The 19817-nt window shown below is 53.5% G+C and carries 21 protein-coding genes; 18 read left to right on the plus strand and 3 right to left on the minus strand.

Going from position 1 to position 19817, the window contains the following annotated elements; translation table 11 throughout:
• Nucleotides 1-5 precede the first annotated feature (5 nt).
• Complete coding sequence (locus tag N0M98_RS24520; protein WP_259619461.1) at nt 6-1247, plus strand: RNA polymerase sigma factor; 1242 nt, start codon at nt 6-8, stop codon at nt 1245-1247.
• Between the two features lie 324 nt (nt 1248-1571).
• Here N0M98_RS24520 and yxiS read toward each other — a convergent pair whose 3' ends face one another.
• Nucleotides 1572-1883 carry a protein YxiS gene (yxiS, locus tag N0M98_RS24525; RefSeq protein ID WP_259619462.1) on the minus strand — a complete coding sequence of 104 codons (312 nt, stop codon included), beginning with the start codon at nt 1881-1883 and terminating at the stop codon, nt 1572-1574.
• Nucleotides 1884-1946: 63 nt separating this feature from the next.
• Here yxiS and infC point away from each other — a divergent pair, with 63 nt between their 5' ends.
• The 9 genes from infC (at nt 1947) to N0M98_RS24570 (ending at nt 11149) form a co-directional block, all read left to right on the plus strand.
• A complete protein-coding gene (gene infC / locus N0M98_RS24530; RefSeq protein ID WP_259619463.1) occupies nt 1947-2435 on the plus strand; it encodes a translation initiation factor IF-3 in 489 nt (162 codons plus the stop codon).
• A 211-nt stretch (nt 2436-2646) separates the two neighbouring features.
• Nucleotides 2647-3201 (plus strand): GNAT family N-acetyltransferase, encoded by a 555-nt coding sequence (locus tag N0M98_RS24535; protein WP_259619464.1) that lies wholly within the window; start codon nt 2647-2649, stop codon nt 3199-3201.
• Between the two features lie 56 nt (nt 3202-3257).
• Complete coding sequence (locus N0M98_RS24540; RefSeq protein WP_249863071.1) at nt 3258-4028, plus strand: DUF975 family protein; 771 nt, start codon at nt 3258-3260, stop codon at nt 4026-4028.
• 25 nt (nt 4029-4053) lie between these two features.
• Nucleotides 4054-5163: a hypothetical protein gene (locus tag N0M98_RS24545; RefSeq protein WP_259619465.1), complete on the plus strand. Its 1110-nt coding sequence runs from the start codon at nt 4054-4056 to the stop codon at nt 5161-5163.
• Between the two features lie 104 nt (nt 5164-5267).
• Nucleotides 5268-5612 (plus strand): hypothetical protein, encoded by a 345-nt coding sequence (locus N0M98_RS24550; protein WP_259619466.1) that lies wholly within the window; start codon nt 5268-5270, stop codon nt 5610-5612.
• A gap of 127 nt (nt 5613-5739) precedes the next feature.
• Entirely contained in the window at nt 5740-6450 is a 711-nt protein-coding gene (locus tag N0M98_RS24555) for a FadR/GntR family transcriptional regulator (protein ID WP_259619467.1), read from the plus strand.
• Between the two features lie 235 nt (nt 6451-6685).
• Nucleotides 6686-7930: an MFS transporter gene (locus N0M98_RS24560; protein WP_259619468.1), complete on the plus strand. Its 1245-nt coding sequence runs from the start codon at nt 6686-6688 to the stop codon at nt 7928-7930.
• A gap of 190 nt (nt 7931-8120) precedes the next feature.
• Nucleotides 8121-9323, plus strand: coding sequence for an MFS transporter (locus N0M98_RS24565; RefSeq protein ID WP_259619469.1), 1203 nt, complete (start codon nt 8121-8123; stop codon nt 9321-9323).
• A gap of 464 nt (nt 9324-9787) precedes the next feature.
• Nucleotides 9788-11149, plus strand: a complete 1362-nt coding sequence (locus N0M98_RS24570) for an ABC transporter substrate-binding protein (RefSeq protein ID WP_259619470.1) — start codon at nt 9788-9790, stop codon at nt 11147-11149.
• 296 nt (nt 11150-11445) lie between these two features.
• Here N0M98_RS24570 and N0M98_RS24575 read toward each other — a convergent pair whose 3' ends face one another.
• Entirely contained in the window at nt 11446-12540 is a 1095-nt protein-coding gene (locus N0M98_RS24575) for a GerAB/ArcD/ProY family transporter (RefSeq protein ID WP_249863077.1), read from the minus strand.
• 421 nt (nt 12541-12961) lie between these two features.
• Between N0M98_RS24575 and hisD the strand changes: the two genes are divergently transcribed.
• Nucleotides 12962-14278 (plus strand): histidinol dehydrogenase, encoded by a 1317-nt coding sequence (hisD, locus tag N0M98_RS24580; RefSeq protein WP_249863078.1) that lies wholly within the window; start codon nt 12962-12964, stop codon nt 14276-14278.
• A gap of 106 nt (nt 14279-14384) precedes the next feature.
• On the opposite strand, the gene N0M98_RS24585 is transcribed toward hisD, so the two are convergent.
• A complete protein-coding gene (locus N0M98_RS24585; protein WP_249863079.1) occupies nt 14385-15308 on the minus strand; it encodes an AEC family transporter in 924 nt (307 codons plus the stop codon).
• Between the two features lie 242 nt (nt 15309-15550).
• Between N0M98_RS24585 and N0M98_RS24590 the strand changes: the two genes are divergently transcribed.
• The 7 genes from N0M98_RS24590 (at nt 15551) to N0M98_RS24620 (ending at nt 19803) form a co-directional block, all read left to right on the plus strand.
• Nucleotides 15551-16240 carry a queuosine precursor transporter gene (locus N0M98_RS24590; protein WP_249863080.1) on the plus strand — a complete coding sequence of 230 codons (690 nt, stop codon included), beginning with the start codon at nt 15551-15553 and terminating at the stop codon, nt 16238-16240.
• A 355-nt stretch (nt 16241-16595) separates the two neighbouring features.
• Nucleotides 16596-17114 carry a GNAT family N-acetyltransferase gene (locus N0M98_RS24595; protein ID WP_249863081.1) on the plus strand — a complete coding sequence of 173 codons (519 nt, stop codon included), beginning with the start codon at nt 16596-16598 and terminating at the stop codon, nt 17112-17114.
• A 54-nt stretch (nt 17115-17168) separates the two neighbouring features.
• Nucleotides 17169-17438: a hypothetical protein gene (locus tag N0M98_RS24600; RefSeq protein WP_259619471.1), complete on the plus strand. Its 270-nt coding sequence runs from the start codon at nt 17169-17171 to the stop codon at nt 17436-17438.
• Between the two features lie 23 nt (nt 17439-17461).
• Nucleotides 17462-17833, plus strand: a complete 372-nt coding sequence (locus N0M98_RS24605) for a GNAT family N-acetyltransferase (protein WP_249863083.1) — start codon at nt 17462-17464, stop codon at nt 17831-17833.
• Nucleotides 17834-17853: 20 nt separating this feature from the next.
• Nucleotides 17854-18966 (plus strand): Gfo/Idh/MocA family protein, encoded by a 1113-nt coding sequence (locus N0M98_RS24610; protein ID WP_249863084.1) that lies wholly within the window; start codon nt 17854-17856, stop codon nt 18964-18966.
• A gap of 64 nt (nt 18967-19030) precedes the next feature.
• Entirely contained in the window at nt 19031-19603 is a 573-nt protein-coding gene (locus N0M98_RS24615; RefSeq protein ID WP_249863085.1) for a histidine phosphatase family protein, read from the plus strand.
• A gap of 44 nt (nt 19604-19647) precedes the next feature.
• Complete coding sequence (locus N0M98_RS24620) at nt 19648-19803, plus strand: hypothetical protein (protein ID WP_249863086.1); 156 nt, start codon at nt 19648-19650, stop codon at nt 19801-19803.
• Nucleotides 19804-19817 lie beyond the last annotated feature (14 nt).

Genomic DNA, 19817 nt, shown 5'->3' on the forward strand with positions numbered 1-19817 from the left:
TTTCTATGGAAACGAATCAGGTCATTGAAAAAACGGCACGTGATGCTTATGGTCGATTGCTTTCTTATTTGGCTGTACATTGGCGGGATCTGCAGGCTGTTGAGGATGCTATTGGAGATGCTTTTCTCGCCGCGCTAGAAACTTGGCCCAAGGTCGGCGTTCCGGATAAGCCTGAAGCATGGCTAATTACGGCCGCCCGAAGGAGGCTTATCGATCGTGCCCGCCGTACTCGGATTTCCGAAAGTGCGCTGCCGACTCTCCTTGTCATGTCCGAGGATACACAGCGTCTGACTTCTTCAAGCGCTGCTTTTCCGGATGAACGCCTAAGGATGATGTTTCTTTGCACTCATCCGGCAATTGATCCTGTGATGCGCACGCCACTTATGTTGCAGACAGTGCTTGGGATCGATGCAGCCCGAATTGCGGCTGCATTCATCATTAAGCCCTCTACTATGAGCCAGCGTCTTACTCGAGTCAAAGCAAAAATCCGTGCCGAACGCCTTATTTTTGAAATGCCTGATGCAGAAGAGATTCCGAATCGCCTCGATTCCGTTTTGGAAGCTACCTATGCTGCTTACGGGAGCGGGTGGGGAGAGGCAGCTATTGCGGATTCGTCTCGTAAGAGATTGGAGGAGGAGGCAATCTATCTGGGAAAGCTGCTTCTCCAATTCGCTCCCCGCGAGCCGGAGGTTTACGGTCTGTTGGCGCTCATGCTGCACTGTGAGGCACGCCGTGAGGCCCGATATGATGACGAGGGGAACTATGTTCCCCTCTCTGAGCAAAAATGTTCGCGATGGAATCAAAGCTTGATCATGGAAGCGGAGCGTTATCTGCATAACGCTTCGCAAGCCGGTGGAATCGGTCGCTTTCAACTCATGGCCGCGATTCAATCGGTGCATGCTCAGCGTTTATGGACCGGGCGTATCGAGTGGGAGGCGATTGCTCAGTTGTACGAGGGGCTCATTTGCATGTACCCGTCGCTGGGCGCATTAGTCGGCCGAGCCGCCGCGGTCGCGGAGGCTTACGGAGCGGAACGGGGCATTACCTTGCTGGAAGCTATTCCATCTGAAAAAGTGGTGAATTACCAGCCTTATTGGGCGCTTGCCGGACATTTGTACAAGCGGATGAATCGAATAGAAGATGCTCGTTCTGCTTATAGCCATGCTATCGGACTAAGCACAGACGTTTCTGTTCGACAATTTCTAAGCCGCCAAGCTTCCGCGAAATCCATCGGCCCTAAAATATAGGCCATTCACTAGCCCTGTTGAATACCCGGCCCTTCAATATCCCCATCCTGGTTTGGATTGTGATGCAAGAACGTCCATAGGCTGATTTAGACAAAGAGCCATCCGCCGCAGGATGGTCTTAAAGCTTGCCGTTACAGACGGTGTAATTGGCGCGGGTCATCTTTTTATTAAAGGTATATTTGAGCATCAATGCGACGCAAAGAATAAAACCCAACAGCACGGAAGCTGCAGCAAGTCCTGAAACTTCAAAGTGGGGAAGACGGCAGCGCAAACAGCCCGGGAAACGGGCTGCACGAAAGCACATATTTTACCGCTTAGATCGGCTTACCCCCTCCGTCCTCGTTTGCGCTTCCCAATCGCCTCGGTGACGACGAAAGCGAGCTCTTCGTTCCCGTACAAAGAAAGCACGCCGAGTACCGTGTCATCCGGCACTTCTCCGGCTTCTTCTTTGGGCACGGTCAATTCCATCGCCTGCTTTAACGCTTCGTTCTCCTCCTGATCAGGATAAGCTTCGGCATACAGAGCGACCGGGTCGAGCCCGTTATTTACGCACCATTGAGCGAAGACAAGGATCATCATCTGCTCATCGCGCTGGTACCCTCGAATAATTTGTTCTTCCATTTCGTTGCGATTCATTGAAAAATCTCCTTCTAGACGGTAAGATAGGTTCATTATAGCGAAAGTTCAGGGGGATTCACAATGATTACGAATGAAAAAATAAAAGCGACCGAAGTGCAGCTGACCGGCTTGAACGGTGAAGATCTTGGGGTCGTCCCTACGGCGGAGGCGCTGGCTATGGCCAAAAAGCTGAAGGTGGATTTGGTATGCACTTCGCTGATGAGCAGTCCTCCGCCGTGCAAGCTGATGGGAGCGGGAGCCGCGAAGCAGGAAGCACAGCAAGCCCGCAGGCAGGAGGCCAAGGAGAACCGCGCTCCGAAAGTGAAGGAGATTCGGCTGACCCCTCACATTGAGGAGCATGATTACGATACGAAGCGGAGCCAGGCGGAGCGAATACTGAAGTCCGGCGATGCCGTCATGCTGGTCGTGCGGATTCAAGGCAAAGAAGGAGCTCAGGCGAAGGAGCTGCTGGAGCGTCTGATCCGGGACTTAAGCGGCGAAGGGAGCAAGAAGACAGGCATCCAGCTTAGCGGGAAACAGGCGGCCGTGCAATTGGACCCGCTGCAATAAATATGAGCTCAAGCCTTGTCTCAGGGATTTTACATGAGGCAAGGCTTTTTTTCGGCTGAACTTGGAGGGCTGTCTAAGGCAAAGAACCCGAGAGCCAACATTGGCCCCAATGGCAGCTTCGGCCGTTTCGCGGATCATCTGAATAAAGCGATATTTTCCCGTGACTTTACAGTATACTGTGGTAGTCTGGAAGGAAATGGGGGGGATCGCATTGAATCAGCCGCTTGGTTTTGCTACCGAGTCGTTAAAACTCCGGATGTTTACAGAGGATGATTATGACAAGCTGTTCGCGTTAACGAGACAGACGGAGATTACCGATCTGCTGCCGGATTGGAAGATGACGGAGGAACAGCTGCAGCGCTTTCTGAAGTTTGTTATACGTTCTTATAATACGTTTCAAGCGTCCGATGTGCGGATTTTATTGGCGATGGAAGAGAAGATGAGCGGAGACCTTATCGGTTGGTGCGGCGTGTTTCCCAATGACAAGCTGGAGGCGAAGGACAGGGAGATCGCTTATGCGATTTCCAAAGACTTCCGAAACCGCGGATACGCGACAGAGGCGGTTCAAGGGATGGCGGCGTTCATTTGGGGCTGCACGGAGCTTGAGGAGATCGTTGCGATTGTGAAACCGTTCAATAAAGCGTCGCGTAGAGTATTGAAGAAATCCGGTTTTGAACGATTGGATCAGCGCCGGTTGTCCGATGGCCGCGACTATGATTATTTTAAATCGGAACGTCCGTGTGTCCCCAACTGTAAGATTTTGTGATACGATGGATAGAAGGTTATCTCCATGCAAAGGAGAATAAGGAGAGGAGCATAACGATGTGGACACGAAGTGAACTAAAGAGCAGGGCCAAACGGGTGCTCGGCAGAACCTACTGGAAGGCGTTTGTCGTCAGCCTGCTGCTGGCTTTTGTTACGGGGGGAGTGCCCAGTTATTCCTTTAACTCGACGATCGGGGGAGAAGGTCGAAACGGGGCGAGCGCTTCGGCGAGCTGGCCGAATATGGGAAGCGAGTTCAGCGGCGAATTCGGAGGGGCGCTGCTGGCAATCATAGCGATAGCCGTCATTATCGGATTTCTCGTACTTCTGGGCGTGCTGGCGTTCCGCATTTTTTTGAGCGCGCCGCTCGAGGTGGGCTCCCAGCAATATTTTAAGCAGGCGGCTCTGGAAGATGCTAATATGAGCTATATAGGCTACGCCTTTGGCGAAGGAAGATATATCAATATTGTCAAAGGGATGCTGTGGAGACTGTTTTTGAACTTTTTATGGTATTTGTTGCTGATTATTCCCGGCATCGTCAAATCGTACGCCTACAGCATGACGCCGTTTATTTTGGCGGATAATCCGGGAATCGGCACCAAGCGAGCGGTTGAGCTTAGCAATCAGATGACGCAAGGGCATAAATGGAGAATGTTCGTCCTCGACCTCTCGTTCATCGGATGGTATCTGCTCGGCACGCTTGCGTTCTTCGTCGGCGTGTTGTTCGTTCTGCCGTATGTCAATGCCGTCAAGGCGGAGCTGTACCTCGACTTGCGGGAACAGGCGGTCCACGACGGCAGGAGCAGCAGAGCCGAGTTAAACATGCTGTGATGCGAAAAGGAGAGAGATTCGGACTATGATGACGCTGAGATGGAAAGGGATCGTGCTGCTCGCGGCCGTCCTGCTGCTCGGCGGATGCAGAGGGGGCGAAGCGGCGGGAGGGAAGCTTCCGCCGAAGGAGGTGCAGCCCCCGTCCTCTTCGGAGGCGCCGGCGCCTCAGACCCTGGAGGAGGAGCTGCGGCAGGATACGGTCAAGAGCGTGCAAGTGGCGCAAATTCCGATGGGGGAGATAAGGCGGCTGCCGCTGCTGGCGGACCGTCCGGATGACAAGCCTATTATCGCCAAGCTGGCGGAATGGCTGCACAGCGCAGTCCCGGGCGAGCCCGCGGCGGTCGACGAGAAACGGTATAGCGAAGTCCGTCCGCACGTTCAAGTGGGGATAGAATGGGCCGACGGACGGTCGGCTATTTTGGAGCCGGTATGCACGATGGAACTTGCAACGAACTTGACGGATTGCCACGAGCAAGAGGGGTTCGTGCGCCTGTATCGCGGCGGAGCCGCCGAGCCGGAGACGATCGTATCGCCGGAGCTGGCCGGTTGGCTTAACCGCGACTACCGCTATGAGACCGTCGGCGTGCTGAACGATCCCAATCCCCGTGCGGAGGGAGTATCTGCGCAGGGAACGCTGCGGCTGGTGCCCGCTTCGGAGGAGCGGGTGCAGCAGCTCGGAGCTCCGAGCTGTATCGGACGGGAGGACGATTACCGTATCGCGGGAAGCTATGACCTGACGTTTCAGCCGGCTGGCGGAGAGTCGGCTGCGGTCCGCCATTTTGACGATCTATCCCTCATTCGCCCAGATTTGCAGCCTTTTGCTATGAAAAGGGTTTCATTCGGTTCGTTCGAAGCGTTTGCATTCATTCCTGCCTATGCGGACTGCCACGGCATTGAATTTTATTTGTTCGGCGTCAAGGACGGACAGGCTTTTCCTTTCTCGTTTCAAATCGACGGAGCCGTCCGCCCGACGTTCGACATTGGGCCTGGACGCGATTTTGCCGTCGCAGACGGCCGGTTGATCGTAGAAGGCGGAATATCCGCGGGCATGGATTACCCGATCCGCTATACGTTTCAGCCGGATTTGCAGGCCCGAACGATGCAGCTTGTCCGCCAGGAGGAGATTAAGCCGTAACCGGAATCGCGCCCGCGCATTTCATAAAGTACAAGGATACCCGCATAAATAATTAGGAGGCGGGGGCGCAAACGGCCCAATATGCTCTGGGGAGTTGATTCGGAATGCTGCAGAAGGTTGCCCGGATGGGAAAAGACATCAAATACGCGGCCGTATCCGTTTTGTCCGTCATTGCGGTCATTGTGCTGCATCTGATTCATTTTTTATCGGCTCCGGTCATGATGGGGGCGATGGAGATGCAGGGCCATCAGCATGGGGCGCACGGCGCGACGCCGCAGACGATTTTGTTCACGATAGCGCTGCTTGCGGTCAACGGCGCGGGCATGTATTTTGCCGTGCGGCAGCTGCATATGGCCTGGAAGCAGAGAAGAAGAGGCTGGCATACGTATTTGTGCTGCACGGTTTCGACCGCTGTGCTGATTATCGGCGTGTATACGATCGTCTCTTGATAGGATATGATGATAGCAATGGCTCCAGGACTGCCCGGGCAGTCTTGTTTGCATTTGGACAAGGGAATAAATGTTCCTATTGATTCGGCGCATAAATCATAATAAGATATCGACAGGAGATGATCAGATGAATAAAGGTTCTTTATCTTTTCAAACGGTCAGACGCAAGCAAATCGTCGATGAAGTCGTCGAGCAGCTGCAGCGCAAAATTTCGCTCGGCGAGCTGACGCCGGGAATGCAGATTCCTACGGAGCCGGAGCTGATGAGCCAGTTCGCCGTCGGCAGATCGACGATCCGCGAAGCGGTGCGCGTGCTCGTTCATGCCGGATTGCTGGAGAAGAAGCAGGGTCAAGGGACGTTCGTGTGCGGGCAGAAGCCGATTCAGGAACCTCTCGATTACAGGCTCAGACGCGCGGAAATTCTCGAGGTGTACGAGGTGCGGCGCATGCTGGAGCTGGAGGCGGCCAAGCTTGCGGCCGAGCGGCGCGACGACGAAGACCTGAAGACGATGCGGCAGTATCTCGACCAGCGCCAGGCGGCATTGGACCGCAATGACGTCAAAGGCTATCTGGACGCCGATGTCGCTTATCACAGCGCCGTAGCGGCGGCGACCAAGAACGCTGTGCTTGCCGATCTGTACCACAGCTTCACCGACGTCATGAGGACGGCATTGGAAATTTTGGTCGGCGACCCGGAGTACAAGGGCCATTTTACGCTGCAGCATGAGAAAATTTATGAAGCGATCAGAGACCGGGACGTACAGGCCGCTGAGAAATACAGTCTTCAGCATTTGGACGAAACCAGTCTGGATTTGCAAAGGCTCGTGAATGAACAGTAATTCGTTCTGCGCAGGCAATCATCCGGAAAAAATCATCCGGAAAAATTCCGATGCGGGACGGCGATGTTAGAGTGGCTAGGCTGAGAAGCGGACACTCTTTTCATAGCTATAAACATCTGATGATAGGATGAATACTAGCCGGAGACGGGCTGCCGGAAAGCAGGGTTTATTTTTTTAAGAAAATTCGTCAGATGATAAGATGAAAACAAAGATTCGGATCGGAGTGAGAACCAATATGAGTCAAGCTGGCACAAGTCAGGCTTCCGTCATCATACGCCAATCCTCGGCTACGATGTACCCCATATTATTAGCAATAAGCATCGTCCATCTATTGAACGACGCCATCCAATCGATCATCCCGGCCATGTTTCCGGTGCTGCGGGACTCTCTGAGCTTAAGCTTCGCGCAGATCGGCTGGATCGGGTTTACGCTGAACATGACGGCGTCCGTCATCCAGCCGGCGATCGGTCTGTACACGGATGCGCGCCCTAAGCCTTATCTGCTGCCTATCGGCATGCTGTTTTCGCTGGCCGGCGTCATCGGCTTGGCGTTTGCGCCTTCGTTTGTCTGGCTGCTCGTTTTTGTCGTGCTGGTCGGCATCGGTTCCGCCGTGCTTCATCCGGAATCTTCCCGGGTCGCCCATCTGGCCGCCGGCTCGCGCAAAGGGCTGGCCCAGTCGATCTTCCAGCTGGGAGGCAATACGGGGCAGGCGCTCGCTCCGGTATTGGCGGCGCTGATCTTCATTCCGCTCGGTCAAAAAAGCATGCTGTGGTTCACTTTGGCCGCAGGGGCGGCCATCCTCGTGCAAATCTCGGTGTCGCGCTGGTACGGGAATCATCTGAGCGTAAGCAAACGGCAGAGCAGCGCGGGGCAGGCGGACGCCAGAAAAGTCGCGTTATCCCGCGGTACGGTAGCGCTGGCGTTAACCGTGCTGGTATTTATGTTATTTTCCAAATTCGTTTATATGGCGAGCATGACCGGGTATTACGCTTTTTACCTGATGGACCGGTTTCATATGACGACGGAGCATGCGCAATATTATTTGTTCGCGCTCCTTATTGCGGGCATGGTCGGGACGTTTGTCGGAGGGCCGCTGGCCGACCGCTTCGGCCGCCGCAACATGATCTGGTTCTCCATACTGGGAACGGCGCCGTTCTCGCTGCTGCTGCCTTACGCCGGGCCGTTCTGGTCGCTAATTTTGTGCATTCTCATCGGCTTGATTCTGTTGTCGGGCTTCTCGGTTATCGTCGTGTACGCCCAAGAGCTGCTTCCCGGCAAAGTAGGCACGATTGCGGGCTTGTTCTTCGGCCTCGCGTTTGGACTCGGAGGCATCGGCTCCGCGCTGCTCGGCTACTTGGCGGACTGGGCGGGGATGGAGATCGTGATCAAGGTCAGCGCCTTCCTGCCGCTGCTCGGCCTGCTTGCCGCCTTGCTGCCTTCCGACGCTATCCTCGCGGGGAAACGTCCGGAGCGCAAATAACGTAGGGCCATTAAGCCCGCCGCAGGCAGGCGGAAGCCTTTCCTTCATTCGTCTGATCATCTCCCGATCTCAAAAGCGAAGTCTCGATCCGGCCGGTCAAAAGCCTATTCTTATGACCCGATGTGGTTTATAATAAGATTCGGCGCCTTGCTTTGAACGCCAAATTTCGGAAGATGGGCGGATCACCGGAATGCAGAACAAGAACGTTATCATTTTGGCTATTTTTTACGCATTTATTTATATGAGCAGCGGCTCCTTCTCCTCCTATATCGGCGTCTATTTCACGGAGAAGGGGATCGGGCATACGGAGATCGGCATTTTAACCTCGATCGGGGCGGTGGTGGGGCTGTTCGCGCAGCCTGTATGGGGGCTGGCCGGGGACCGGTCGCAAACGAAGAACAAGGTGCTGATGATCTGTACGCTGCTGGCTGGGCTGACCGTCTGGCTCGTACCGTGGGCGGGAACGATGTTTTTGCCGCTGCTGCTCGCTATGGCGCTATTCAGCTTGTTCCAAATTGCAATTAACCCGTTAAGCGATGCGATTACTTTGGAATTGTCTTCCCGGGGCGTCGTCCGCTTCTCGACCATCCGCACCTTCGGATCGATCGGTTATGCGGTCATTTCGGTCGCCGCGGGCTGGCTGTTCGCCGAGCATATCGATACGATCTTTCTGGTGACGTCCGGCATTATGCTGGGCTGTTTTCTGCTTTCCTTGGGCATCCCGCAGGTGGCCGGTCATCAGAGCGGCAAGAACAGGGTGAAGCTCGTCGAAATTTTCAAGAGCAAGCCGCTGGTTATTCTTTATGCCTTTACGCTCGTTTTATCTACGACGATGGGATTTCTATGGTCGTTTCAAGCCATCTACAGTAAGGAGCAAGGAATTAGCCTGGAGGTCATCGGGATCGGGCTGGCCATCGGCTCGTTCACGCAGTTTCCGTTTATGATCTTTTTCCAGCGGATTTACGACCGGTTCGGCATCCGCAATATTTTGCTGATATCCGGATTGATCCATACGGTGAGATGGTGCTTGTATGCGATGACGCTGACCCCGTTCACGTATTTGCTCAGCTGGATTCTTCACGGCGGCACGTATATTATGTTCTACATGTGTTTGGCGGAGTACGTCAACCGGCATGTGCGCAAGGAACTCAAAGCGACCGGGCAAATGCTCAATTCCGTTATTCAGCTGAGTGTCGGCAAAATCATCGGCGGCATGCTGGGAGGATTGTACGCAGCCCGTTTCGGCTTCCAAAATTCATTCGTCATGCTGGCGCTGATCGGCGCCTTGGCTACGGTGGGGTTTTATATAGCCTGTCGTATGTTCCAGGTATTTCCCGGCAGCAGCAAGCTGGGGGCCGGAACCGGCGGCGATACCGCCAGCTTGTCGGAATAATCCGCGGCAAAACCCGTTCAATGTGGCGGGTTTTTTTGTTGTTTAGGAAATGATGCGCAGCCATATCCTGTGGATATCCGTGGGCTCCCCCGAAAGTAAAGTCTAACCATAGAACGATCCCAGCGGAATGGTTAGACGCCGATCCAGCTGAAGCTGGATGCGGACGGAATAAGCTTCAGAGCATCACGTCACTTTTGGGGGATTGGTTCTTGTGTACAGAGATAGCCTTCAGCCTATTTGCGATACTAAACTACAAATAAATTGTTTAGTTGATATTTGCAATGATTTAGTTGATTTTTAATTGACAATGAATAAAATGCGGTGTTATCATAAGTATCGACCGAGAAAAAATAGCGCTTACATTTTGCTTTGCTTATTGTTTTAGCTAAAAGACGATGCGATTTACTAAATGATGCAAGGCTGCCACAACAACCAAAGCAACAGCGAAAAAGGGGAGATGTAGCGTGAGGAAGAAACGGCGGGGAATTCCGGTTATGGTAGTGTCCGGTTTATTGGCAATTGCACTTAGCGGCTGCGGCGGCGGCAGCACGGCTTCCGAATCCGGCGGGGATGGGACGTCTTCTTCCCAGGAGGCCGGCGGTTCCGCCAAGGGGCCCAGCAACAAGCCGGTCGAATTGACCGTCTATTCGGCTCCCGGCGATTCCGAGGAGTCATGGAACGAACGGTTCGGCGATCCGATTAAGAAAAAGTTTCCGAATATCTCATTCAAATTCATCAATCCCCGCAATAACGACGCCCAGAAGCTGCCCAATCTGATCGTATCGGGAACGACGATCGATTTGTACTACGAGTCGATCGGAGGCTTCTTCGTCAATGTGCCGCAGTACAATTTGCAGTACGATCTGACGCCGCTGATCAAGCAAAACAACATCGATCTGGATTCCTTCGAACCGACCTTGATCGAGGCGATGAAGAATAATTCCGGCGGGCAAATTTGGGGGCTGCCCGTCAATAATAACAATATGGTGATGTATTATAACAAGGATATTTTCGATCGTTTCGGCGTTGCCTACCCGAAGGACGGGATGACCTGGGATGAAGCGATAGAGATGTCCCAGCAGTTCAATAAGACCGAGGAAGGGAGAAAGTACGCGGGGCTGGCGGTATCTCCGAATCACATTATCCGGATGAACCCGTTCTCGCTGCCGGTTGTCGATGCCAAAACGAACAAATCGACGTTCGCCGACGAGAAATGGAAGACGCTGCTGCAGACGATGTTCGTGCGCCCGGCGGCCAGCGAAGGATATAAGGACAAAATCCGCTCGTTGGGCAATAAGCTGCCTTATGCGACGGAATTTACCCGGACGCAGGATTTGGCGATGTACGTGCATCAATCCAATCTTCCGTTCATCGACTCCACGTACCAGACGACCAATTTCGATATGGTCTCGTTTCCGACCTTCAAGGACATGCCGGGCATCGGCTCGCAGGCTTACCCGACGTACTTCGCGATTCCGGCAAACAGCGAGCATAAGGAAGAAGCGTTCCAAGCGATTCAATACTTGGTATCCGGCGAATATCAGATGGAATATTCCAAGAAGGGCGTCATGCCGGTATTGAAGGATGAAAGCTATAAGAAGGTGTTTGCGACGGAGACAAGGTATACGAACGTCAACTTCGCCGCTGTATTCCGCAATCAATTCGCTCCTATTCCTAATAAAACAAACTATGACGGCATTGCCGAAGGAGCGCTGACCTCGCAGCTTATCGATCTGTCCTTGAACAATACCGATCTGAACTCGGTGCTCAGAAAGGCCGAGGAAGACGCCAACAATAAGATCGAAACCGAGAAAGCGAAGAAATAGAGGCTCGCTCGACGAGAGACGATACATAGATAACGGCCCGTTCCGGTCAGGACGGGTTTTTTTATTGTTTAGGAAATGATGCGCAGCCATATCCTGAGAAAAACCGGGGGCTCCCCCGAAAGGAATGTCTAACCATAGAACGATCCCAGCGGAATGGTTAGACGCCGATCCAGCTGAAGCTGGATGCGGACGGAATAAGCTTCAGAGCATCACGTCACTTTTGGGGGATTTGTTCCATTGGTTCCCCCACAAGCAAGCTGAATCAGCTTCCAAGCTCAGGCGCCCGCTTTGCGGGGTTATTTTGTGGCGGTCGAGGCTCGTTGGCATAGGGCGATGACTAGCAGGAGCAGCGGATAGATCAATTGGATCGTGAAGGAATAAAAGGGAGCCGTCGTAGAGAAAAACATGGACAGTTGCTGCAAATTGGGGGAGACCCACATCGCGCAAAAGAGGCTGAGCAATCCGAGCGGAGCGACAAGCGGCCGATAATCGGGCAGATTCAGCCACTGTGCGGTGCCGATGGCCAAGGCGTAGAACCATAACGAGATTTGGATAAAACCTCCCAATATCCATGTCATCAAGATGACGACGTCCAGATGCTCTATAAAGTCGGCTACGCTAATGAACGAAGCGGCGACATAAACCGGGAAGATGTAGGACGCGGTGAGATTGCCGAATACGAACAAGCTGGCAATACTGCAAAATACCATCGTCAGCATCATCGCCAGAACGGCCAGCATTCCCCATTTCAAGCCCCGGGCCGATTCTTTGTTGAACGGATACAGGAAGGTAATCAGAAAAAACTCGATGAACCAGGTATGCGGGACGACGGAGCCTTTCAGGGAGGGGCCGATTCCCTTTTCCATTAAAGGAAGAATGTGGCGAGCGTCCATGTCCGGTATAAGCATTAAAAAAATGCTGACAAAGATAATAACGATAAACGGAAAAAACACTTTCGTGCAGCGGGCCAGCACCTCCAGCCCTCCCCGGACGGAAAAAATGCAAACAAAAATTAAACTCCCCATAATGACGAGGATCGGCGTTCTCGACAAAAACGATTCGACTAAAAATTCTCCGTATTCCCGGGTAATAAGTCCGATGCCGTGCAGTAAGAAAAACAAGACGAAAAACCCTCCCGCTTTGCCGATCACCCGTCCGGCGATTTTATCTCCATACTGAATGATGGATTCATGAGGGTACAGACTGTGCAGCTTCCAAGTAATATAGATGATGACAAAACCGCTTACGGAGCCCCAGACTGGGGAGAGCCACATGTCCCGTCCGGCTTCTTTGGCCGTAATGGCGGGCACCATCAAGGTCGCCGTAGCTCCGATCATGAAATACATCAGCATTCCGAGCTGAACTGCGGATATTTTGCCGTTCTCGATCATTCCGTTTCCCCTTCCTCTGCCCATTCCCAGTAAACGATAAAATAAGTGCCGGACAGGCAGCGCGAAGTCCTGGCTGTCCTCTATGCATTGTTGCCGGAAATATCCGGCTGTAAACCCTGCCGTCCGGGAAATGGGGAGGAGCGTGTTATAGCAATGGAAACTCTTTACAAACGATACGGTCCCCCTTATAATAGGTTCAAACAGTCCAGTGGGGGGGTTATCGTTATGAACCGGCGTTCATTCATTCTTATTCATAGCTATAACCATCATCATAGGTAGGCGTTTGTACAGCGGACATTCTTCGCAGGTACAAACGCTTATTGGCGTTCTGCCTGCGGACTAGAGGTTGAAGAGTCATGCGGGTATTCGATATCCGTATGGCTCTTTTTGTTTTTTTAAAATCGAAAAGGAGGCAATGTGCATGCAAAGTATTATCTACCGGCTGCCGGAGCAAAAAGAACTTCTTATGGAGAAATACAAGACTCATAAAACATTGTTCGGCAGAGAAGTGCTAAGCGGGATTTTGAACATTTTCGATGAGGTGGCTTCCCATGGCGATGAAGCGATTCTGGAGCTGACGAAGCGTTATGACGGCGTGGAGATAACAGAGCTTATGCTGACGGACGGTTATATTGCCGACTGCGTGGCATCCTTAACTCCGACGCTCCGAAGCGCCGTCGAGCGGGCAATCCGCAACGTGCGAGAGGTGAACACGGTCCTGCTGCCGCAATCCTGGAGCAGGGAAATCCGGCCGGGCACGATCGTCGGAGAAACCGTAAGCCCGCTGGAATCGGTGGGGATATGGATTCCGGCGAGGAAAGGGCCGCTGCTCTCGACCGCCGTCATGCTGGTAGCGGCGGCCAAGACTGCGGGAGTGAAGCGGATCATCGTCGGCATGCCGCCGCTTCAGGACGGCTGCGGCGATCCGGGGACGGTAGCGGCGGCCAGGCTGGCCGGGGCGGATCAATTCGTGATCGGCAACGGAGTGGCCGTCATTGCCGGATTCGCCCAAGGCACCGCCGCGATCCCCGAAGTAGACGGGATCTTCGGTCCCGGCCCCGGCGGCATCGCTGCGGCGATGAGCGTAGCGATGACCTACGGCAAGCGGAGCGCCCTCGGCATCGGGCCGACCGAGTCGGTCATACTGGCGGACGATACCGCCGATCCGGTGAGGCTAGCCTATGATCTCCTCAACGAAGGGGAACACGGTCCCGACTCGTCCTCCATTCTGGTGACGACTTCATCCCGTGTGGCCCGGGAAACGGAGACGGCTCTTTGGAGATGTATAGGAGAGGTTGAAGAGGGGAGACGGCAAAACGTGCGGCAGGTGTTCGGCCCCGGCGGCAAAGGAGCGATCATTGTTGCGACGGACACCGACCAGGCTTGCGATTGGGTCAACTGGTTCGCTCCGGAGCACTTGATGGTTGTATGCGCCAAGGAAACGGAAGCCCGCGTGTTAAGCAAGATTGCGAATGCGGGAGAAGTTTTGATCGGCCAATATACGCCGTTCTCCGCAGCCAATTACGGAATCGGCATTACCGCCGTACTGCCGACGAATCATTTTGCCAGGGCCTACTCCGGGGTCACGTCCAAGGATATGGTCAAATATACAACCGTAGGTCAACTAAGCAGGGACGCGCTCGCGGATATCGCGCCGGTCATCCGCGAGCTGAGCGCCTACGAGCAGCTGCCGTGCCACAGGAGAGCGGCGGATATTAGGCTGGCGGATCGCGGCTGAGCAGGCGGAAACCACGAAGCGAGGCGATGCGGTTCGTTCTTAAGGGACATTCCCCTGCATGGAACCGTTCCGGAACCCGATGTCTCGCCTCAGGCCGCGGCAAGCTCTATTTTACAATAACAATCAATAACGGCAGAACGATGAACGAGGCGAGCGTCGTCCATAGTATGCATTTGGTGACGACTTGGGGAGCCGCTTGGAACCGTTCGGCCAGTATGCCCGCATTAACGGCCGCAGGCATCGAGGCGAGAATGAGCAGCACCGAGAACAGCATGCCCTGGACATGCAGCATCGTCAGTACCAGACAGGCGATGAGCGGGGACAATATCAGCCTCACGGTCATGCCCGCCCAGAACGCTTTTTGCACGCCGGGGTCGAAAACCGTCTTCTTCACACTTGCCATCTGCGCGCCGAGAATCGCCAGCACGACCGGCGAATACGCTTCCGCGATCATGGCGATGCCTTTTTGCACCCCTGCGGGAAAATGAATGTCGAGGGAGCGGACGATGACGGCGGCGATAGCGGCGTATATCGCGGGCAGCGAGAACACGGATCGAATCGCTTGTTTAATGGAGAATTGCGAGCGCGCCGCGAAATAGATGCCGATCGTATTAACGATGATCATTTGGGCGATCACATAGACCGAGGCTTTGTCCAATCCGAGCTTGCCGAAGGCCAGCAGCACGAGCGGCAGCCCGTAATTGACGCTGTTCGTGAAGGTGGATACGAGCGTCAATCCGGCCGTCTCCGAGGCGGACAGCTTGAGCAATCTGCCGATCAGATTCGCGACGGCCCACAGCATAATCAGATTGACGATCGATACGCCGAAGGTCGTGTATACCTCGCTGAAGGAAATTTCGGCGGTCGTCAGCGTCTGATAAATAATGGCGGGGCTCAAATAGTATAAATACAGCGTGAGCAGAGGTTTGGTTTCCAAGTTTTTGTATTTGGCCAACAGAGCTCCGACAATAACGGGAATCGATAAGGGTACGATCACTTGAAACAGAGTGGTTAGGACGGATTGAATCATGCAGACGGATTCCTTTCATTCAGATAGGGTTATGTTCATTTATCCACTCTACAGCAAACCCGGCTTTTCGTCTAAGAGGGAAAATCTATCATTTCCATAGTTATCCCCTATCAATGCGACATCCGTTATTGCCGGAATCGGCGGACCGTGATAGAATCGAATTCGGCCCAATCGGCGGGCCTGACATGCCGATCGCGGTTCGAGACCATCCCGCGTGATCAAAACTAAGGGGAAATTTGTCTATGTTCAATTTTATTTGGGGCGTTGCTTTTGTCATCGTCAACTTCGGCCTGTTCCTGCTCAGCTACCGGCTGTTCGGGCGCAAGGGGCTGTATGCGTGGGTCGGCTTCGCGACCGTGCTGGCGAACATTCAGGTCATCAAAACCATTGAAATGTTCGGCATTGTCATGACGCTCGGCAATTCCATCTATGCGTCGATCTATATGACGACGGACCTGCTCAACGAGAAGTACGGAGCGAAGGCGGCCAAACAAGCCGTATGGTTCGGCTTCTTCACGCTGTTCGCCTCGGCGATCATCATGCAAATGGTGCTCGTCTTCGTGCCGCAAGAAGGAGATATTTCCCAGGAAGCGCTCCGGACGATCTTCGGGCTGGCGCCGCAAATCGCGCTGGGAAGCTTGTCCGCCTACTTCGTCAGCCAATTTCTCGATGTGCGCGTATTCAGCGCTCTGAAGAAGCGGTATCCCGCTTACAATCAGTTTTGGCTGCGTATTAACGGCAGCATAGGGCTTAGCCAGTTCGTCGATTCGCTCGTCTTTTGCTCTATCGCCTTTTACAAGGTATATCCGCTGAACGTCTGGGTGCAAATCCTGCTAACCACGTATGTGCTGAAATTCGTCATTTCGGCAGCCGGTACGCCGGTGCTGTACTGGGCGCGTTCATTCCGGTTCCGGGAAGAAGAGCAAGACTAACTGCCCGTGCGGAAGGGTGGCTTTATATGGTCTGAAGCTCCTTCCGCAGGATGGCGATCAGCTTTTCGGCGGCCGAGCTCAGCGGCGAACCGCTCGGCTTGCGCAGCAGGCCGGTGACGAGTGCCGTAGCTCCATAAACGGCTCTATTAATATAGTAGGATTTTTTTCAAGGCTCGCGTTCATGGTTATGAATGCGGGCTTTTAGGGTTGTCTAAATTCGTTTTGGAGTTGTTTTGGGTTTCCAGAAAATAGCATTGTTGCTATAATGGATGGTATTAGCCTGTGCGGCCGCGAGAGGATTAGAAGTGCGGCGATCCAAGCGCCGGTATAAGAACTGTGCAGAGGGAGCGTATGTATGATCATTAGGAGCGAAACAGCTGACGATTACAAGGAAGTCTATAACCTGAATTACGAAGCGTTTGGCCGGAGGCATGATGAAGCCGAGTTAGTCGAACGGATACGGCAATCGGAGGAATTCGTGCCTGAATTGTCGATTGTAGCGGAATTGGACGGCAAGCTTGCCGGTCATGTATTGCTGAGCAAAGCCGCAGTATTCAACGAGAACGGTAAGAGGCAAGAGGTGATTGTTTTGGCGCCGATAGCCGTCAGACCGGATATGCAGAAAAAAGGCGTAGGCTCGCAGCTCATAACCGAAGGCTTGAAACGAAGCCGAGCGCTGGGTTATCCGGCCGTGCTGCTGATAGGGCATCCGTCGTATTATCCGAAGTTCGGCTTCAAGCCGGCAAGGGCGTTCGGACTGGAGCTTCATCAGTATCAGGTGCCGGACCCGGTGTTTATGGTGTGCGAGCTGAATGAAGGGGCGCTTCAGAATTTGCGGGGGGAACTGCGGTATCCGGCTGCTTTTTCGGAGTGAGCGGGAATTTCGCGCGTTTTGGATAGCGTCGTCCCGAAAAGGAGTGGAAGGGAAATGACCTTGCTTGGAATGGCTGCAGCCGTTGCTGCAGCTGTACTTATCTCATTATTCTTAGGTCCCTACGGTATGCTTGTTATTGTCTCGGTTACCTTCGGGTTGGCATTAAGCGCACATAGGAGAAACATAGAGATTCATTCCGATTTGCAGAGAATTAAGGAGAAATTGGGCATTAGCGATCAAGACGATTTCAATATGCCGGACGAGGAGATCGAAGAGGAACTGGAGAAGGAGATGCAGGAGGCGCAAAACAGTACGAAACGTTAAGAAGGGAGGGCCGGAGCTATCCCGTGAAGCCTGAAGAGATGGAGGAAGTTGCCGCTCAGCGTTATAACGCTACCGTCATTACATGCGGAGCCGAAGTTGTCGGGTACGGCAATCTGTATAATGTAACGGAAGGAAAGCATTGTTATCTGGGCAACGTCATCATTGCGCCGACCTATAGGGGGAAAGGGGCGGCAGCTTATTTCATTAACGTCATGAAGCAACTGGCCAAGCAAGAGCGTCAAGTGAAGCAGCTTCGTCTCATGTGCCATAACATCAATACGCGAGCGCTGCTTTTTTACCGCAGTATGGGCTTCAAGCCTTTCGATTTCAATGAGCTTCGGGATCGGGCGGGAAACAAGCTTGTTTTGTTGGAGCTGGCTATCGCGCTAGATTGATTTTTAGGAGGAGGATTGCAGTGAAACCTATTCGATTAGGTATGATTGGCAGCGGTCATGTCAGCAGCAGGTATTTTGAGCAGGCCGCCCTGATAGAAGGAGTAAGCTTTGTCGCTACGTACTCCAGACACTTAACCAATGCGGAGAACAAGGCTGCCGCCTACGGCATCCCAAGATGGTATGACGATTACCGGGTGATGATGGACAAAGAAGAACTTGATGCCGTCATCGTTACCACGCCTCATTCGCTGCATGCGGAGCCGGTTCTGGCGGCGCTGGAGCGCGGGCTGCACGTTCTGAACGAGAAGCCAATGGCTACAACGTTTGAGGATTGTCAGCGGATGGTATCGCTAGCGGAGGCACACAACGCCATCTTCATGAGCTTGCCGTTCGATTTGAACCCCGCGCTCCTCGCTGCCTCCGAATATGTGAATGAGCGATATATCGGCAAGATTACCGGCGCCGAGGCGCAGCTCTCGCTTCCCGGGCCATGGCGCGACAATTGGTATTATAATAAATCTATAGCCCATGGCGGTGCGGTGCTGGACTGCCTGGTTTATCCGGTCAGCAGACTGGTTGCTTTGCTGGGGCCTGCCGTCAGCGTGATGGCGGAAGTCAACACATTGATACCTAATCGGATCGTTGGCGACGGCAAGCGAGTCCAGAGCGATGTTGACGACAACGTGACGCTGATCGTCCAATTTGCCGGAGGGCAGCATGCCGTGATCCGCGTGCTATGGGGGATGTCGTTCAAGCAAAATAACACGATCATTTACGGCCGAAACGGCACACTGGCTTTGAATGACAGCGGGTATCCGTTCGTTATCCAAACGCTGGGGCAGCCTGTCCCGGAGGCGGAGCGGGTGGTCTGGCGCGGGTTAGAGCACTGTTATGTGCCCCATGAGAAAATAAACCGATACCCGCATGAAAGCGTGATCGCCCATTTTGTCCGCTGCCTTCGGAACGGCGAACAGCCTGTGCAATCAGGCCGTCAGCAGCTTCATGTACATGAGATTATGTTTGCCGCGTACCGGTCCGCGGAATCGGGGCAGCGTTATTCCTTAACGACAACGTTTACCCCTTGGTCCAAGTTGGATACGGGGATATTCGATACCCGAAGCGACTATATATGATGATTTTGATTAGGTACGATACGTCAAAAAGGAGCTGAGCGCTATAGAAACCTTTGTATATTTCGTGAGACATGCGGAGTCGATATATACTCCGGGGACGGAGAGAGCTAGAGGACTCACCGGGAAGGGGGAACGGGATGCCGCTCTTGTCCGGCAGCTACTCAAGGATGTGCCCGTCGATCTCGTCCTCTCCAGTCCTTACTACAGAGCCGTGCGGACCGTACAAGATGTGGCGGAAGCCGCCGGACTGGAAATTATTAGCGTAGAGGACTTGCGGGAACGGCAGCTGTCGGGCGAAGAGTTTATCGCTAGCCAAGAGCAGTTCCGCAGCGCGAAGAGACGCGTATACGAGGACAAAAGCTTCGCTTTTCCGGGTGGCGAATCAAGCGAGGCGGCGCAGCGGCGGGCTATCCGGGCTCTGCTGCCGTGGATCGGTCATGCCGATTACCGCCATATTGTCGTCGGCACGCACGGGGATATTATGACGCTGATGCTGAATGATTGGGATGCGTCGTACGATTGCGATTTCTGGGCATCGACGACGATGCCGGATATGTATAAGCTGCATTTCGAGGGGCAACAATTAAACTCGGTGACAAGACTGTGGGCGGAAGAGACCGTTTCGCTGCCGGAGTAAACAAGCAACCCGTTTCGTACAACCGACTGCCAAGGAGATAACGTATGCTCATTATCGTAATTGTCTTGTTGCTCGTCATATTTATAACGTTAATTAGCATGGAAAACAAGCTGAGATTGAAGCTGAAAAACGATGAACGAATCATTGAGCGATTGGATGTATTGATCAACCGGACGCTGGAGAAGAAGAAAGAATCGTGAACCGGACCGGTTAG

This window comes from Paenibacillus doosanensis, assembly GCF_025060755.1.
Lineage (GTDB): Bacteria > Bacillota > Bacilli > Paenibacillales > NBRC-103111 > Paenibacillus_S > Paenibacillus_S doosanensis.

Bases quoted from the DNA above. Each gene is read 5' to 3' on its own strand.
- N0M98_RS24520 (WP_259619461.1), top strand. From the start codon at position 6: ATGGAAACGAATCAGGTCATTGAAAAAACGGCACGTGATGCTTATGGT.
- yxiS (WP_259619462.1), bottom strand. From the start codon at position 1,883: ATGAATCGCAACGAAATGGAAGAACAAATTATTCGAGGGTACCAGCGC.
- infC (WP_259619463.1), top strand. From the start codon at position 1,947: ATGATTACGAATGAAAAAATAAAAGCGACCGAAGTGCAGCTGACCGGC.
- N0M98_RS24540 (WP_249863071.1), top strand. From the start codon at position 3,258: ATGTGGACACGAAGTGAACTAAAGAGCAGGGCCAAACGGGTGCTCGGC.
- N0M98_RS24545 (WP_259619465.1), top strand. From the start codon at position 4,054: ATGATGACGCTGAGATGGAAAGGGATCGTGCTGCTCGCGGCCGTCCTG.
- N0M98_RS24550 (WP_259619466.1), top strand. From the start codon at position 5,268: ATGCTGCAGAAGGTTGCCCGGATGGGAAAAGACATCAAATACGCGGCC.
- N0M98_RS24555 (WP_259619467.1), top strand. From the start codon at position 5,740: ATGAATAAAGGTTCTTTATCTTTTCAAACGGTCAGACGCAAGCAAATC.
- N0M98_RS24560 (WP_259619468.1), top strand. From the start codon at position 6,686: ATGAGTCAAGCTGGCACAAGTCAGGCTTCCGTCATCATACGCCAATCC.
- N0M98_RS24565 (WP_259619469.1), top strand. From the start codon at position 8,121: ATGCAGAACAAGAACGTTATCATTTTGGCTATTTTTTACGCATTTATT.
- N0M98_RS24575 (WP_249863077.1), bottom strand. From the start codon at position 12,540: ATGATCGAGAACGGCAAAATATCCGCAGTTCAGCTCGGAATGCTGATG.
- hisD (WP_249863078.1), top strand. From the start codon at position 12,962: ATGCAAAGTATTATCTACCGGCTGCCGGAGCAAAAAGAACTTCTTATG.
- N0M98_RS24585 (WP_249863079.1), bottom strand. From the start codon at position 15,308: ATGATTCAATCCGTCCTAACCACTCTGTTTCAAGTGATCGTACCCTTA.
- N0M98_RS24590 (WP_249863080.1), top strand. From the start codon at position 15,551: ATGTTCAATTTTATTTGGGGCGTTGCTTTTGTCATCGTCAACTTCGGC.
- N0M98_RS24595 (WP_249863081.1), top strand. From the start codon at position 16,596: ATGATCATTAGGAGCGAAACAGCTGACGATTACAAGGAAGTCTATAAC.
- N0M98_RS24600 (WP_259619471.1), top strand. From the start codon at position 17,169: ATGACCTTGCTTGGAATGGCTGCAGCCGTTGCTGCAGCTGTACTTATC.
- N0M98_RS24620 (WP_249863086.1), top strand. From the start codon at position 19,648: ATGCTCATTATCGTAATTGTCTTGTTGCTCGTCATATTTATAACGTTA.